This window comes from Bradyrhizobium sp. USDA 4369 (assembly GCF_054056435.1).
This window is the reverse complement of record NZ_JBSRYH010000001.1, coordinates 5733737-5748413: the sequence shown is the minus strand read 5'-3', so window position 1 is coordinate 5748413 and position 14677 is coordinate 5733737. Positions and strand designations below refer to the sequence as shown.

The following is a 14677-nucleotide window of genomic DNA, read 5'->3' as shown; positions in this document are numbered from 1 at the left end:
CCCTCCCGCGGAGATCAATTATGGTAAGTGGCTCGCGGAACGCCTCCCCGCTATTGGCTCTGGCGATTATCGCCCTCGCGGCGGCGGGAGGACGCGCCAAAGGGCAGGAGCCGAATTCAGCAAACACGGCTGCGGCCGCGAAATCTCCGGAGGCGATGATCGCCGACCGCGGCGAGCGTCAGCTCAAGCCACTCAAGTTCTCCGGCTGGCGCAAACTGTGTTTTCAACCGTCCGAAACCATGAACTGCCGGACCAGCATCAGCGGCGTAACGGAGACGGGCCAGGAGATGCTGCGGGTCGATCTAATCGAAGGAGCAGCCGGCAAGGGCGGGCGACTGCAGATCTTCGTGCCGCCGATGTTGTTCCTGGAGGCCGGCGTCAGAGTTTCCATTGGTCAGGGTAACGTGGTCGGCATCCCCTTTGCCTGGTGTTTCTCCAACACCTGTGTCGCCGCGCGCGCGGTGGATGCGGCCTTCATTCGCCGGATGAAGGCGGGACGGGAAATGACACTAAAAGTGGTGGATTCACGCATATCGACAGTCGTGACCTCACTGCCGCTTGATCAATTTGCGTCGATCAATGGCGGAGCGCCCAGCCTGACGTTCGGTCGAAGCCTTGAGGCTTCATCATCGTCCAGCAAGTGAAGCCGCGTGGTCATCTGCCGCGCTAATGGGCCGCACCAGTTTCGCACCAGAAACGACTTGGTCATAACGGAACAAACGCGATCGAACACGATCAAAGATCGTAGACAAGTCAACGATCCTCATCAATATCCTCCCGATCATAACGGCCAGAGCGTGACGCCGCCTGGGACGGCCTCCGCACAGCGGGATCAACGACCTGTCCACTAAGTTAGCCCTCGAATGAACCTGCTGCGAAATAGTGAAGATATAGCAACATGTTAGATCTTCAGTTCGGATCTCTCCGAGAGCGCCATCCGGTCCTCCGCCCGCTCAATATCCGGCCAAGCCGGTCGCACGTGCCCCTTGGCTCGGCCAGGCGGTCTCTGCATGGGATCGGAAAGCTCAGCGAGGCGGCTATGAATGCCCGCGTTGTCGAGACCGCCAATATCTGAACGGAATGCGTTTCGAGCCGATCGAAGCCCCACAATGGGCGCGAAACCTGGATTGAGGGGCCGGCGTGCCGAAGACCATTCATCCCGCTGTGGACAGCCGCCGCGCGTCGCCACGGAGATCCGCGTGCGCCGAGCTTCGCGCCGCCGATAGAGATGCTGAGACCGCGTGAGATCTGGATTGCCTCCCGCCGTCGCGGTTCCTAAAACGAGACGAACAGACTTTCCTTCCTCTCGACGCAGCCGGATATTCCTCCAGCGTGAATGACCAGCGTTTCATCGGCTCGCTCACCGGCCTGCGGTTCGTCGCGGCCGCGACGGTCGTGGTCGGGCATGGCGCGCCATCATTGGCGCGTGGCGCGCTGCCGGAATTGATCGCCCAGGTCAGCAGCATCGGCATGACGATGTTCTTCGTGCTGAGCGGCTTCGTTCTCTGGTTCAATTATGCGAAGCGCTTCCAGTCACAGCCGCTGCGCTCCGCACTGCGCGAATTCGTGATTGCGCGACTTGCTCGGCTCTACCCCATGTACGTCGTTGTCGTTCTCGGCATCGTGACCTTTCTGATGATCGTCAGGGGCGCGGCCGCACCGTCCCTGGGATTCATTCTGACGATGACGCAAGCGTGGTTTCCCGTGCAGAACGGGACCATGCTGGTGGCGGTCGTTCCGTCGCTGCAGCACCTCTGGTCCATCAGCGTGGAGCTGTTCTTCTACCTCCTCTTCCCGTTCGTCTGCCTGCTGTTCTCCAGCGTCGACAAACTGAGGACGATGATCCGGATCGCCCTCGCGAACATCCTGCTGTTTACCATGATCATCGTTGCCTTCTTCACGTGGGGCGAACGGGTGTTGCAGGTCATCGCTCCGTCCCTCCAGCACGGCGGGATGCAGTGGCTCACTTATTACTCGCCGTTCCTGCACCTGTCGCAATTCGTCGCCGGATGTGTTGCTGCCATGATCTATCAGAACCGCGCCGAGGCAGCGGTCGGCAGCACCGAACGTTGCGGCGTTGCGGTCATGTTTTATCTGGCAACCGCGGGCCTGGTCTGCTCGCCTGCGCTGCTGTTCCTGCAGCCCCGCTTTCCGGATTGGTCATTCTCGATCGAGCTCGCCGTGCGTCTGATCGAGATCGTGGGATTTTCCGTCATCTTCATCGGGACCAGCCGCTACGGCCACGGCCGTTGGCTGTCATCCCGGGCCCTGGTGATCGGTGGGGAATGCAGCTATTCGATCTATCTGCTGCATCCGTTCCTGATCCGGCTCGCGATGCTCGGCAAGTCCGACGACCCCGGCGCGCTCGAATTGGTGCTTCGATTGGGATTGTTCGTCGCCATTGCAACGGCCGTCGCGTGGGTCACCTACGCGCTGATCGAGGCGCCGTCGCGCTCATGGTTGCGCAGAGCGTTCCGCACGCGCCCGCCACGCGAGGTTATCCCGGCCAAGTCCGGCTGAGCTTGGAGAACGCATCCGAGGCGCGTCTATGCCAACACCATGCTACCACCGATTTAATCAGAACATTTTGCACGAACTTAATTCGATTGCGGCCACGCTCGGTCATCCAATCATGGCGAAAGATGCGGTGATGAAGGTTCAGATCAAGGCGATGTGCGAAGCAAACGGCTCCCTCCTTGCCGCCACCAGCTACGACAGTACCAATGACGACGCTCGAACCAATGCGGTGATTGCGCTGCTCGAGCAGGTGCTGGCGCGCGCCGAGAACACCGACCACCAGCGACTGTTCACGTTGGACATCGAAGCTGTGTCGCCTGAAGCGCCCGGCGCCTCGAGCACTTGAACGGAGCAGCGCCGGACGATCGCTGCCGGTGCTGAAACGCGGGGGTGGTCCGCCCTGAGGATCACCTGATCAGACAGGCCTTCGCTCGTCTGCTCCAACTGAGGCTCGATCCGCAGGGAGGTCTCGGCCGGGCGCCAGCAGGGCACTCGTTCCAAACTGCCGCGCCAGTTTCCCAGCCGTTCACCACACATCCCCCATTCGGCGCCACGTGGCAGCCGGGACCGCAGGAGTCGTTCGCCTGGGCGGGCTGAAGCCCCAAAAGCAGCCCCGCGATCGGCAGCACCATCAAAAACATCAATCTCATTTGCGCGACCTCCCGCATCGAATTGCAAAGCGCAACAGAAACAACATCGCCCCTTCGGCGTTCCAGCGGTCGTTGCACTCCGCGTATCCTGTCTCAGCTCACGCGCGAGGGTCACCGCCCATCTCTGTGACGAAAGGCCGCGTTGCGAGCCGCGTCGCGGCCATCTTTTTTGCACGACAGCACCACAACTCGGGCCTCGAATTGGGCTCGGCATCGAGGCTCGAGACGATTCACCATGTGCGGGAAGACCGCTCGGTCTGGCGACCGGGCGCAACGCGACAGTTACAACTTATGGCCCAAACAACAGCAAAGCCGGCACGGCCAAGACCAATGCAGAGAGCGGATTTAGGGTCAGAGCGCGAGCATCATTGCGGTCGAATTGACGACTGCTCGGCCTGAATGCGGCGCGCCTTTCCGGAAGGACAGCCGAGCCGATAAGCATCTGCGGGGGAAAAAGGATTGGCCGACAATGAGGGAGCAACGGTCAACATGATGTCTCGCAAATTCACGGTGCGCGAAGCCATCGCCAGATCTTACCCAACTTGGGACTACGACATGGCCGACCGGCTGATCGCCTGGCTCGATCATTGTGGTTACGAGATCGTGGAAAAGAAGCGGCTCAGTCCTGCCATGCATGCTGCCGAGGACGAAGCTTCAGAGACGATCATCGCATAATGAGGGTACCCTGCGCTGTGCCTCTCCGGCGGCATTGCCAACGCCGGCAGCCGAGCCCTTTTGCACCCGTTCAGCACGAGGCGATCATCAAGGCGGCCAGGGGCAGGAACCATCGCGTCACGCCGGGTTTCAGAAGACAGCCCCCGGACGTTAGATGCGTTGAAGAATTTGCGTGCGATCAGCGAAAGGAATCCCAGATGACTCGCAAGCTCACGCCACGCCAAGTCATTGCCCGCTCCTATCCCACCTGGGATTATGCCATGGCTGACCGCCTCATCGCTTGGCTCGATGAATGTGGTTACGAGATCGTGGAAAGAGGCTCGCAGCATACCGATGCGAGCCTGGTGCCCACCGAGCCGCAGTCCGCGCCGGAGGTCGCGCGGACCATGTAATTTGCGTGCCGAGCTTCTACAGATAGGCAGACAGGTCGCCCGAGCGGCTGGAAGCGAGCGCGCGATCAGGCCAGCAGTTGCTTCTCGATCTCGTAGACCGGGAGCTTCACCAGGTCCTTGTGGATCTCGCCGTGCAGCACCTTACGCACGGCGTCGGAATAATCGGCTCGAATCATCCCAAGCGCGCGCGGTGACGCCACCATCGTCACGGCCTTGGTCTCGCCGCCCTGGACGGCGTGATGCAGACGGTCCGCCAATTGCTTGAGGAAAGCGCGTTCGGATTGGTCATGCCAATCGGTCTGCTCGACCGAGCTCCGCATATGGCCGACGGACTGTTGCACCGATCCCGGAGCATCGGTTCCCTGTGCGCTGGTCCGTTCATTCACATGCTCATGAACTTCCTTGGTATGCAGGTTCGGAAACATGCTGTCTCCGATGTTTTCGAGGATCAGCGCCTTGCGCCCGTCGCACACCACGACCCAGTCACCGGTCCCGACCTTCATCTTGTCCATTGAGCTACTCCATCCTTGCCTCGCGCGTTGCGCGAGCGCTTCGCTTGCTATTCGTCGTCGACACGTGGCCGCAGGCGTGACCAGCCTCCGCATCATCGTGACACGGCGCGTCAAAGGCTTTCTTCGAAATCCTCCAGGGACAAGCCGAATTCGGACAAGGCCTCTTCCAGGTAGTCGCCCAGCATCGGCGTTTCGATCAGATAAGTGGCGGTGCGGTTGTTGTGTGCCTGTGCCGCCTGGGCACGCAGCTCATCCCAATTGTCGAGAGAGCCGTCGCCACGGCCCAGCCACATCAACGCGACCAAATCGATCTGTTCGTCGACATTCAGCCCCCTGATGAAGCTGACGAGTTCAGAGCGATCCGTGGTCGCACCTCGGCCACCGGTGCCGGGCGCGGAATCGTCGTCCGTCAGATCGGCCAGCAGCTCGGGTTCGGCGGCCTCCATCTCATATTGATGGATCTTCGTGACGACGAAGGCGACCTTCTCCGGCGAGATCGAGAGGTTGGGCGGGGTTGCGGTCATGCGGCGTCTCCGTAGGTCCGAGGGCAAACGCGCCTCGTCCTCATTGGAGATGACGCTAGGCGCTCCGAAGGGAGCGCACTTTGCGCAAGATCAAGGCAGTCTGGCGGCGCGTACACGCCCCTGGCGAGCAATCAGCGATTGCGCTTGGCAGCGACCAACTGGCATCGGAAGCAAGTCTTACCAGGTCGAATTGAACAGTCCGAAATGCGGCTGTTGCGCCACCAGAATCATGGGTTTGCCGGGATGCGTCTTCGCAACCTTCCGCTTCTTGGCGTCAGCCGGCCTGGCTGCGGTTTCGGAACTCTTCATCGCTCGCGCCAGCGGCTTCTCGACCGCGGCTGCCGTGGGTGCCTTGGCCTCGGCGACATTCAGCTGCGCATAGGCGTCGCGGACGGCCGTTTTCGCGGGCTGTACAGCGGCCACAGCTGCCGAGGGCTCGACCGTCGCAACCTTGGTTTGGGCCGGCGTCGCGATCGACGTATCGATGACGATCCGCTCCGGCCACTTCCGGGTGGATTGGATACGCACCGGCGGCAGATCCGCTGCGGAGGTCAGGCTGGCAGGGAGAGGCACGCTGGGAAGCACCGCGTCCGCGAGGACCAGCAGCGCGAACAAAGTTCCGCCGACAAACAGAAAATAACGCAAGATAGGCATAATTTACCGCTCCGTCGGCGCGCCCTCGGCCGACTATCCACCTAACGGAGGACCATGGAAGTATGTTCCCGGGCAAACCGAACAGGTTCAAGCACCGCCGGAAACTAGCGCGACATAATTAGATTTTCGTCGCTGCAACCAGCGCGCATTTTGCCGAGCTGACGTTAACGTTGACAAATCCGACATGAACTCCGGCGAAGGTCCTGCGGCCGCCCGGCTTTACCGTGCCCGGGACAACACGCCTTCGCGCGGTGAGCGGTCCGCCGTCATCTCTGCCGAAAGCGCAGTTGATCTCAACATCCTTGATCGCGAATGGGTGGGTATTCCGCAGCGTGAAGGTGACCAGCGCCCGCGATCCCAATCCGCCCCGCCGCCACGACTGGGAGCTGATCCGAACGCCCGACAGGACCAATGAATCCTGCAAGGCGGACAAGCCGGGCTGCGCGGCCGAGGTGAGTCTCGCATTGGCGTCCAAGACGCTGCCGCCTGGGGTGGCCGCTGACGACGGCGGCGAGCCGGAGCCGCCCGCCCCAACCGTCACCGCCAGCGGCAAGCCGTACGATGTCCCTGCCCCGTCCTCATCACCCGCGCCGGCGTTGCTCGCCTGATCCGACGTGAGCGGGGCAAGGCCGACATCGGCGGTCTCAGCGTCATCGAGAGACATCATCAGCCAGCCCGCCGCCACGATCACGCCTACGAGCGCGACGAGGCCGAGCAACGCCGGTCTCCAGGGAACCTGCGATGCAATTTGCCGAGTAAGCACCGGCAAGGTCGCACGTCGCAGCAAAACAGAAAGACCCACGCTCATGTCCGCCCCATGGCTGCCGGTCAGGACTCTGAAACTTTCAATCTGCAAACGTCAGCAGGGTTGCACGCAAAACCGACATTTGGAGGGCTGGCCCCGGCCACCGGTTCGCTGACCGGACCGGACTGGCGCAGCCGAGGTCGAGCCGATAAACATCGGGATTGTTGCCGATGCAGCAGCTACGCTGCTACGTCCGAAGACGTTTCACTTTTTGAGAGATATCGACGATGTTGAATGTCACCTGGGACCATATTCACCTCCGCAGCCCGGACCCCGAAGCCACGGCCAACTGGCTCCATGACGTTCTCGGTGGCGAGATCATTCGCAATCCCGGCCGCATCGATGTCAGGCTGGGCGGCGCCAGCGTGTTCATCGCCAAGGTAGAGCCCGGTGACGGCGTCCATGAGCCCCCGACGACGCCCTATCAGGGCCTCGATCATTTCGGTCTCACCGTAAAGGACATTGACGCCGCCGCCGCGGCGCTCAAGGCCAAGGGCGTCACCTTCACGACCGAACCGACCACGATCCGTCCGGGCGTGCGCATCTGCTTCATCCGCGGCCCTCAGGGTATTTCCATCGAGCTGTTGGAGCGCGACAAGAAATACACCTGAGCCGCGGCACGTCGCTAAGTCATGCTGCCGGGCATGAAGCAGCGGATTGAGAGGCCTTGATAGCCCCGCATCGGCCAGACCATTGTGCGGCCGACACGGTTGGGCTCGGTGATCACAGCCTCGTCGGGCACGTCGAACCATTCGCCTTCGATGCGCACGCGGTAATGGCCGTTTCTGCTTTCCCAATCGACGTCGCTGACGGCGCTGCCGTCAGCATCGGAACAACAGGGACCCTTGCCGCTGCGCAGCCCATCGAACCAGGCCTTCAACTCCGGCGACGAGTTCGCGTATTGACCGCGGTCGCGTGCCAGCCCAGGTGGCGCGGAAAGCGCGATCAGCAGGGCTGCCCCCGTCATCTGGATGGGAGGCGTCCTGCACTTGTCCCTCCATCGCGCGCGACGCGTCGTCCCGGGCTCAATTCGATGCGGCTCATGGCCGCCTGACACGATCCATTTGCTCATTGCCGTCTGGTCCATCTGCTCTGGCACCACTCAAGGGTGCGCAGATTGCAATGCATCAACCGGGCCAGTTTACGATTCGATCGCGGTTTCGTGAGCGTCAATCCGGAGTCTTACCCAGGAGATCGTGGCCGATCTGCCTACTCGGCCGCCTGCTCCAGCGGCGCGACGCGCGGCAGAACGATCTGGATTCGTGTCCCCGCCCCGGGCTCGGACTCGAGATCGAGCCGTCCGCCGAGACGATTGGTGACGATGTTGTAGACGATGTGCAGGCCGAGGCCAGTACCGCCCTGATCGCGCCGCGTCGTGAAGAACGGATCGAATGCGCGGCGGCGGACGTCCAGGCTCATGCCGCAGCCATTGTCGGAGAAGATGATCTCGACATTGTCGCGTCCGGACTCGCGGGCCTGGATCTCGATCGTGCCTCCACGGCCATCCGGAAACGCATGCGCGACGGCGTTGAGGAACAGGTTGGTCAGGACCTGGCCGTAAGGGCCGGGATAGCTGTTCATCAGCAGATCGGGCTGGCAGTCCACGTTCAGCGTCAGGTTCTGCTTGCGCAGGCCCGGCCGCAGACTCAGCATCACCTGCTCGGTGAGATCGGCGAGATCGAACGTCCGCTGGTCCGAATAGTTGCGGTCGGCAGCGACCTGCTTGAACGACTGGATCAGCTCGGCCGCACGATTGAGATTGGCGACCAGTTGCCCGGCCGCGTTGCGACTGGTTTCGATGAACTCGTTGAGGCTCGAGCGGCGCAGTTCACCGCGGCTTACGGCCTCGCTGAATCGCTCGGTCTTGCGCTCGAGCGCGGAGGCCACCGTCAGGCTGATGCCAACGGGATTGTTGACCTCATGCGCGACGCCCGCAACCATCCGCCCGAGAGCGGCGAGTTTCTCGGCTTCGATCAGCGAGGCCTGCGTCTCGCGCAGGTTCCGGAGCGCCGTTTCGGCGGCCTCCTTCGCCTTGCGCATTTCCAGCTCGCTTTTCTTGCGTTCGCCGATGTCCAGCGCCACCGTGACGATCTTGTCGACCTCGCCATCGGCATCCAGCAGCGGCAGCTTGTTGACCAGCCATTGCCGCATCACGCAGCAGGAATCGAGGTACTCCTCCTCGTAGAATCCGAGGCCGGCCTTGGTCGCCAGCACGCGCTTGTCGTTCGAGTCGGTCTTGCTGGCACCGTAGCGCAACATCAACTCGCCGGTGGTGCGGCCGAGCGCATCCTCAGGCTCGACATTGAAGATGCCGGCCATGTAGCGATTCATCAAAACGTAGCGCAGCTCGCGATCCTTGACGTTGATCACCGCCGGCACCGTGTCGATGACCTGCTGCAGCAATCGGCGGCCTTCGGCGATGGCCGTCTCGGCGCGCTTCTGATCGGTGATGTCGCGAACGACGCCTTCGTAGCGCAGCACCTCGCCGCTCTCGTCGCGCACGACGGTGGCGCTGTCCGACAGCCAGCGGATCTCGCCATTGCGGCGCCGCACCTGATACTCGAACTCACGCACCATGCCATCGCGCTGCATCAGCTTCTGATAGCGCTTGCGCGCCAGCGGGTGCACATAGATGGTGTCGGCGATGTCGCTCACGCTCTGGATCAGATCGCTCGCCGAATCGTAACCCATGATCCGCGCCAGCGCCGGATTGGCATTGAGCACGAGCCCGTTCGGCGTGGTCACATAGATGCCGTCGATCGAGGCCTCGAACAGCTTGCGATAACTCTCCTCGGCCAGCCGCTGCTCGGCGAGCGCGCGCACCGCGGCCTCGCGCGCGGCGTCGGCGTCCTGCAAGGTCTGTCGGAACACCTCGGCGGCGCGGGCGATGTCGCCGATCTCGTTCTGCACGTCGGTCTGCGGGATCGCGGTCGACTTCTCGCCTGCGGCCAGCGCCCGGATCGAGCGAGCGATCGAGGCCAGCGGCCGCACCGTGCGGCGAACCACGAAGGACGCGGCGAAAATGCCGATCAGAACGCCGGCCGTTCCGAAAATGATGCTCTGCCATTTTGTCTCCGCCAGGGTACGGGCGAAGTCGCGCGCCAGGACCTTGCCCTGGCTCGCGCTCAGCGCCCGCAGCAACTCAGTGACGCGGCCGATCAGCCGGCCCTCGATACCGAGCACCTCCTTGTCGAGCCGCGCGATCTCGTCCTCGGTACCGGCGATGGCGATGATCGCCTCCGCGTAACGATCCGCCGCCGCGCGCAGCGCCTTGTCCTGGATTGGTGTCGCGCGGATGCTGCGCGCCGCCTGCTCGGCGCCGGCCGGATCGCGCGCCAGCAGAGCGGCGCCGATCTGGTTCTGCACCTTGAACAGCGCCCGCGCGGTATCGCGCTCGGTGACGGCCGCGATCGCCTCCTCGAATCCTTCGCGCGCCGCCGGCAGGCCGGACAGCAGCTCGGCGCGCTGCGCGATCAGCGCGCTGATCCGGTCGATGCCCTCGCGATAATTGCTGAGCCGCTGCGCCACGCCATCGATCGTCGCCTGCTGTTCCGGCGCCAGCTGCAGGCGCGTCTTCTTCAACAAGGCGCTGAGCTCGGTCGCCGCCTCCATGACGCGGTCGGAGCGCGAGCCTGGATCGGTGACGAAATCGCGCGCCGCGAGCCGCAGCTCGTTCATGCGCTGATCGATCTCCTCGGCGAGATCGCCGACGCCCTGCAGGCGCTGCAGCTCGGCAAAGGTGGAATCGATGTGACGAATGGCGATGACGCTCGCCATGCTGGTGGCAGTGATCACGGCGAGCAGCAGCAAAAAGCTGCCAAAAATCATCCGGCCGATCGTCATCGATCGGAGCGAATTGCAGGCGATGCCGAAATCAACTGGTTTACTCATGGGTCCGGTGCTCGGAACCGCAATATATGCGAGCCGCGACGCGGCCAAATGAACATATCAGGAACAGAGCCGATCCACACCCACTCCGCAAGACGAAAAATGGCTTGTGCGGTTAACCGGCCGCACCGAATTCGAAGACCTCCCCATCATAGCCTGCCTCCGGCGGAATGCGCAGCTGCCGGCCGCCATCCGCGGTCTTGGTCATGACCGGCATGACGGTGACGATGTCCATGGCCCGCGCCGCGGCGAGTGCATCCGCCACCGCCGGCTGCTTGCCGAGCCGGATCAGGTTGCGGGTCGTCGGGAACGGCAGCTTGAAACGGCCATCCTCGCCGCCCGCGAGCGCCTCGCGCGGCGAGACCCAGACCGAGTCAGTCGATTCCCTTCCATCATGGGCGCCGAGCTGGTCCGGCGGCGCCGCCGCCAGGAAGAACCAGGTGTCGAAGCGCTTCGGCATCCCCTCTGGGGTGATCCAATGCGCGTAAGGCACCAGCGCATCGAGCGCCAGCACCAGGCCATGGCGCTCGAGCACTTCGAGGAAGCTGACCTTGCCTTCGCAGAGCGGCAGCCGGTGCGCGGCCTCGATCTCGCGTGCCGCGGCGGCATCGATCAGTGCCCCGGAGCCCCTGGCCCGCGCCAGCAAGATGCCGCTTTCCTCGAACGTCTCGCGGATGCCGGCAATCCGGAAGCCGAGCGCCTCGGCCTGAACGGCATCGCCGCCGGCATAGAGTTCGGGCATTCCGGCAATCTCACGGTCGCCCTTGTCGACGCTGCCGCCTGGAAACACCAGCGCGCCCGAGTTGAACTCGATCTGCTGGTGACGCACCATCATGAACACCTCGATCTCGCGGGCGGCTGCGTTGTCGCGCAGCAGCAGCACGGTCGAGGCGGGACGGACGGCGGCAATGTCGGCCATGGTCACTCCGCGGCGCTGGCGTGGGTTTGCAGATTGGCCCGGGCATCGTAGCGCGCGACCCGCGACAGGAGATAGTCGACCTCGGCCCTGGCCGCCGCGCTGATGCCGGAGGCCGGCTTGCGTTGCGCAGCGGAGGCGATGGCACCGCGCTTCTGCAGCACGTATTTGCGCACGGCGAGCCCTGCCCCCGGCTGCTGCTCGTAGCGCACCAGCGGCAGATGCGCATCGAACAGGTCATGCGCGGCATCGCGTTTTCCGGCCTGCGACAGCTTGACGACATCGACCAGCATCTCCGGGAAGGCATAGCCGGTCATGGCGCCGTCGGCGCCGCGCTCCATCTCGAAATCGAGGAACAGGCCGCCATTGCCGCACAGGATCGACAGCGGCTTGAGCGAGCCGTCCTTCTGGAAGCCGCGCAGCGCCGAGATCTTCTCCAGCCCCGGCCAATCCTCGTGCTTGAGCATCACGCAGGAGGGGCTGTCCATGACGATCTTGCGGATCACGGCCGGCGTGAACACGACCTGCTGGGTCAGCGGATAGTCCTGCAGCACCCAGGGAATGTCCTCGCCGATGGCGTCCTGCGCCTGCTTGAAATAGCCGATGATCTGGTCATCGGTGCGCAGGCTGGGCGGCGGGGCGATCATGACGCCGGCAGCGCCCGAATCCATCGTGGCGCGGGCCAGCGCGCGCATCGTCGCAAAGCCCGGCGAGGACACGCCGACGATGATCTGCAGATTTTTCGCGCGCTTGACGAAACGGATCGCCACCTCGGCCGATTCAGCCGCATCGAGCTTCGGTGCCTCGCCCATGATGCCCAGCACGGTGATGCCGTCACAGCCGGCCGCGGCATAGAAGTCGACCAGGCGGTCGATCGAGGCCTCGTCGATGCGGCCGTCATCGTGGAACGGCGTCGGCGCGATCGCGAAGGTGCCCTTGGCGGCGGCGGTGAGTTTCATCGTCTGGTCTCCAACATCTCTGGCCTCAGTCCGGGTTGCGCCAGGCGCAGGCCGGAATGACCATCTGAATACATCAAAACCGCCGGGCGGACTTTTGAATGTCGGCCTCCGAAAAGAATATCTCCTCTGCATGAACAGCGATGTCCTCGGGCCTCCAGGCCGAGGATGGCGGCTTCCAGCCGTCCATTTCCATCATACGCAACTCGCGCACGCCACGCGGGCCGGAGACGCCGAGCACCTTGCCGGTCTGATCGCCGGAGAGGTGGCTGACCATGTAGAGAACCGCCGGCGCGATACCTTCGGGCGTCAGTGCGGCACCCGGATTCTCCTTGTAGCGCGGCAGGTCGGCGGTCATCCGCGTCAGCGCGCCCGGCGCCAGGGTCCACACCCGGATGTTGTACTTGCGGCCCTCGATCGCCAGCACGTTGGACAGGCCCCAGATACCGCCCTTCGCCGCGCCGTAATTGGACTGGCCGAAATTGCCGATCAGCCCGGAGGTCGAGGAGGTATTGACGATGACGCCGCCGCCATTGTCGCGCATCCAGCGGAACACCGGCAAGGTGCAGCAGAAGGTGCCTTTGAGGTGGACCTGGATCACCTTGTCCCAATCGGCCTCGCTGGACTTGGCGAAGGTCTGATCGCGCAGGATGCCGGCATTGTTGACCAGAATGTCGGCGCGGCCGAAATGCCGGATGGCATCGTCGAACACCGACTGCCCGCCCGCCATGGTCGAGATGTCGGCACCATTGGCGACCGCGCGGCCGCCCTCGGCCTTGATCGCGGCCACCACCTGCTCGGCCATCGACAGATCCGAGCCGGACCCGTCACGCGGCCCGCCGCGGTCGTTGACCACCACCGCCGCGCCCTCGCGCGCGAACAGCCTTGCATAGGCCTCGCCGAGCCCACCACCTGCGCCGGTGATCAGCGCCACCTTGCCGTCGAGCAGTCCCATGAGTGCCTCCTCGCGCATCATTGTTGCAGCAACGGTACCGGTTGTTCACCTCTCCCCGCTTGCGGGGAGAGGTCGGATTGCATCGAAGATGCAATCCGGGTGAGGCGAACTCTCCGCGCGCTCATCTGTCAATGACTTCGCGGAGAGTCCCCCTCACCCCACCCTCTCCCCGCAAGCGGGGCGAGGGAGCCCGCGGCCGGTGCCCAACTAACTAACCGAGCACCGTCTTGCCGTTCTTGATCACGGTGACGTTGCGCGACTTCACGCGCGCCTCGAACGACACAACATTGCCGTCCTTCCACAGATCGACCGTCACGGTCTCGCCAGGGAACACCGGCGAGGAGAACCGTGCCGCATGCTGCCTGAACGCCGAGGCATCATAGTCGGCATAGGTCTGCAGCACGGCGCGGCAGGTCAGGCCGTAGGTGCACATGCCGTGCAGGATCGGGCGCGGAAAACCGGCGCGGCGCGCAAACTCGGGGTCCGAATGCAGCGGATTGCGGTCGCCGCACAGGCGGTAGATCAGCGCCTGGTCAGGCCGCGTCGAAATCTCGACGCTGCGGTCCGGCGCGCGGGAGGGCACCGGATGCGGCTCCGGGATGCCGCCCGAGGGACCGCCAAAGCCGCCATCGCCGCGGGGCGAAGCGCGAGGCCACCAGGGTCGCCAGCGGCGCGCCGCTCTCGTCGCGCAGGATGGTCTGGTGGCGGATGACGGCGCCCTTGTCCTTGCCCTTGTCGGACACCGCCAGCACCGAGGAATCAGCGGTGATCTTCGCCGCCACGGCGAGCGGCTGATGGAACGTGATGTCCCGCTCGCCATCGACGACCAGCACGCGGTTGAGCTTCATGTCACCCGGACCCGCGCCCCAGGCGGCGACCGAGGCGAAGGTCGGCACCACCTTCAACGGCCGCGGCTCGGCAGTGGCCTCGTTGACGAAGGCGAGCTCCCTTTCATCCATCGGATCGGCGCCCATGCCGATGCCATAGGCGTACAGCATCACCTCGCGATCGGTGTAGGCATATGGCTGCCCGATCGCCTTCATGGCCATCAGCTCATCGTAGTTGATCGGCATGTCGCCTCCCCGTATCTCGTTGTTTGTAGGGTAGGCAAAGCGAAGCGTGCCCACCGCGTTTGTCTTCATAGGACGGCAGGCACGGCGCTACGCGCCTTTGCCACCCTACGCACCTTCTCCGGCGCCAATTGCTGCGCCCTCTCCCCTTGTGGGAGAGGAC

Annotated in this window: 17 protein-coding genes and 1 pseudogene; 6 read left to right on the top strand and 12 right to left on the bottom strand. The window is 63.8% G+C overall.

The window, feature by feature from the left end; translation table 11 throughout:
- Positions 1 to 20: 20 nt before the first annotated feature.
- Entirely contained in the window at positions 21 to 644 is a 624-nt protein-coding gene (locus ACVIJ6_RS26160; RefSeq protein ID WP_456775051.1) for an invasion associated locus B family protein, read from the top strand.
- 631 nt (positions 645 to 1275) lie between these two features.
- Here the strand turns inward: ACVIJ6_RS26160 and ACVIJ6_RS26155 are convergent.
- Positions 1276 to 1407, bottom strand: a complete 132-nt coding sequence (locus tag ACVIJ6_RS26155) for a hypothetical protein (protein ID WP_456777182.1) — start codon at positions 1405 to 1407, stop codon at positions 1276 to 1278.
- Between ACVIJ6_RS26155 and ACVIJ6_RS26150 the strand changes: the two genes are divergently transcribed.
- Both ACVIJ6_RS26150 and ACVIJ6_RS26145 read left to right on the top strand, forming a co-directional pair.
- Complete coding sequence (locus ACVIJ6_RS26150; protein ID WP_456777086.1) at positions 1351 to 2520, top strand: acyltransferase family protein; 1170 nt, start codon at positions 1351 to 1353, stop codon at positions 2518 to 2520. The genes ACVIJ6_RS26155 and ACVIJ6_RS26150 overlap by 57 nt on opposite strands.
- 130 nt (positions 2521 to 2650) lie before the next feature.
- A complete protein-coding gene (locus ACVIJ6_RS26145) occupies positions 2651 to 2863 on the top strand; it encodes a hypothetical protein (protein WP_456775050.1) in 213 nt (70 codons plus the stop codon).
- A gap of 61 nt (positions 2864 to 2924) precedes the next feature.
- Here ACVIJ6_RS26145 and ACVIJ6_RS26140 read toward each other — a convergent pair whose 3' ends face one another.
- Positions 2925 to 3167, bottom strand: coding sequence for a GCG_CRPN prefix-to-repeats domain-containing protein (locus ACVIJ6_RS26140; protein WP_456777085.1), 243 nt, complete (start codon positions 3165 to 3167; stop codon positions 2925 to 2927).
- Between the two features lie 492 nt (positions 3168 to 3659).
- Here ACVIJ6_RS26140 and ACVIJ6_RS26135 point away from each other — a divergent pair, with 492 nt between their 5' ends.
- Positions 3660 to 3842, top strand: coding sequence for a hypothetical protein (locus ACVIJ6_RS26135; protein ID WP_456777084.1), 183 nt, complete (start codon positions 3660 to 3662; stop codon positions 3840 to 3842).
- Between the two features lie 197 nt (positions 3843 to 4039).
- The gene (locus tag ACVIJ6_RS26130) at positions 4040 to 4234 is read left to right on the top strand and encodes a hypothetical protein (RefSeq protein ID WP_456775049.1); all 195 of its coding nucleotides are present in this window, start codon (positions 4040 to 4042) and stop codon (positions 4232 to 4234) included.
- Positions 4235 to 4299: 65 nt separating this feature from the next.
- Here the strand turns inward: ACVIJ6_RS26130 and ACVIJ6_RS26125 are convergent, their stop codons facing one another.
- The 4 genes from ACVIJ6_RS26125 to ACVIJ6_RS26110 all read right to left on the bottom strand — a co-directional run bounded on the left by ACVIJ6_RS26125 (position 4300) and on the right by ACVIJ6_RS26110 (position 6642).
- Positions 4300 to 4746 carry a host attachment protein gene (locus tag ACVIJ6_RS26125; RefSeq protein ID WP_012044980.1) on the bottom strand — a complete coding sequence of 149 codons (447 nt, stop codon included), beginning with the start codon at positions 4744 to 4746 and terminating at the stop codon, positions 4300 to 4302.
- Positions 4747 to 4856: 110 nt separating this feature from the next.
- Positions 4857 to 5270 carry a DUF3775 domain-containing protein gene (locus ACVIJ6_RS26120; protein ID WP_456775048.1) on the bottom strand — a complete coding sequence of 138 codons (414 nt, stop codon included), beginning with the start codon at positions 5268 to 5270 and terminating at the stop codon, positions 4857 to 4859.
- A 177-nt stretch (positions 5271 to 5447) separates the two neighbouring features.
- Positions 5448 to 5924: a hypothetical protein gene (locus tag ACVIJ6_RS26115; protein WP_456775047.1), complete on the bottom strand. Its 477-nt coding sequence runs from the start codon at positions 5922 to 5924 to the stop codon at positions 5448 to 5450.
- A gap of 118 nt (positions 5925 to 6042) precedes the next feature.
- Positions 6043 to 6642 (bottom strand): hypothetical protein, encoded by a 600-nt coding sequence (locus tag ACVIJ6_RS26110; RefSeq protein ID WP_456775046.1) that lies wholly within the window; start codon positions 6640 to 6642, stop codon positions 6043 to 6045.
- Positions 6643 to 6956: 314 nt separating this feature from the next.
- On the opposite strand from ACVIJ6_RS26110, the gene ACVIJ6_RS26105 reads away from it, so the two are divergent.
- Positions 6957 to 7340 carry a VOC family protein gene (locus tag ACVIJ6_RS26105; protein ID WP_456775045.1) on the top strand — a complete coding sequence of 128 codons (384 nt, stop codon included), beginning with the start codon at positions 6957 to 6959 and terminating at the stop codon, positions 7338 to 7340.
- Between the two features lie 14 nt (positions 7341 to 7354).
- Here the strand turns inward: ACVIJ6_RS26105 and ACVIJ6_RS26100 are convergent, their stop codons facing one another.
- The 6 genes and pseudogenes from ACVIJ6_RS26100 to ACVIJ6_RS26075 form a co-directional block, all read right to left on the bottom strand.
- Positions 7355 to 7801, bottom strand: coding sequence for a hypothetical protein (locus tag ACVIJ6_RS26100; protein WP_456775044.1), 447 nt, complete (start codon positions 7799 to 7801; stop codon positions 7355 to 7357).
- Positions 7802 to 7938: 137 nt separating this feature from the next.
- Positions 7939 to 10620 carry a PAS domain-containing protein gene (locus ACVIJ6_RS26095; protein WP_456775043.1) on the bottom strand — a complete coding sequence of 894 codons (2682 nt, stop codon included), beginning with the start codon at positions 10618 to 10620 and terminating at the stop codon, positions 7939 to 7941.
- 112 nt (positions 10621 to 10732) lie between these two features.
- Complete coding sequence (locus tag ACVIJ6_RS26090; RefSeq protein WP_456775042.1) at positions 10733 to 11536, bottom strand: NUDIX hydrolase; 804 nt, start codon at positions 11534 to 11536, stop codon at positions 10733 to 10735.
- 2 nt (positions 11537 to 11538) lie between these two features.
- On the bottom strand, positions 11539 to 12492 hold the full coding sequence (locus tag ACVIJ6_RS26085; protein WP_456775041.1) for a dihydrodipicolinate synthase family protein: 954 nt from the start codon (positions 12490 to 12492) through the stop codon (positions 11539 to 11541).
- A gap of 73 nt (positions 12493 to 12565) precedes the next feature.
- Positions 12566 to 13444 carry an SDR family oxidoreductase gene (locus ACVIJ6_RS26080; RefSeq protein ID WP_456775040.1) on the bottom strand — a complete coding sequence of 293 codons (879 nt, stop codon included), beginning with the start codon at positions 13442 to 13444 and terminating at the stop codon, positions 12566 to 12568.
- A gap of 211 nt (positions 13445 to 13655) precedes the next feature.
- Positions 13656 to 14517, bottom strand: a pseudogene (locus ACVIJ6_RS26075) (MaoC/PaaZ C-terminal domain-containing protein).
- Positions 14518 to 14677: the final 160 nt, after the last annotated feature.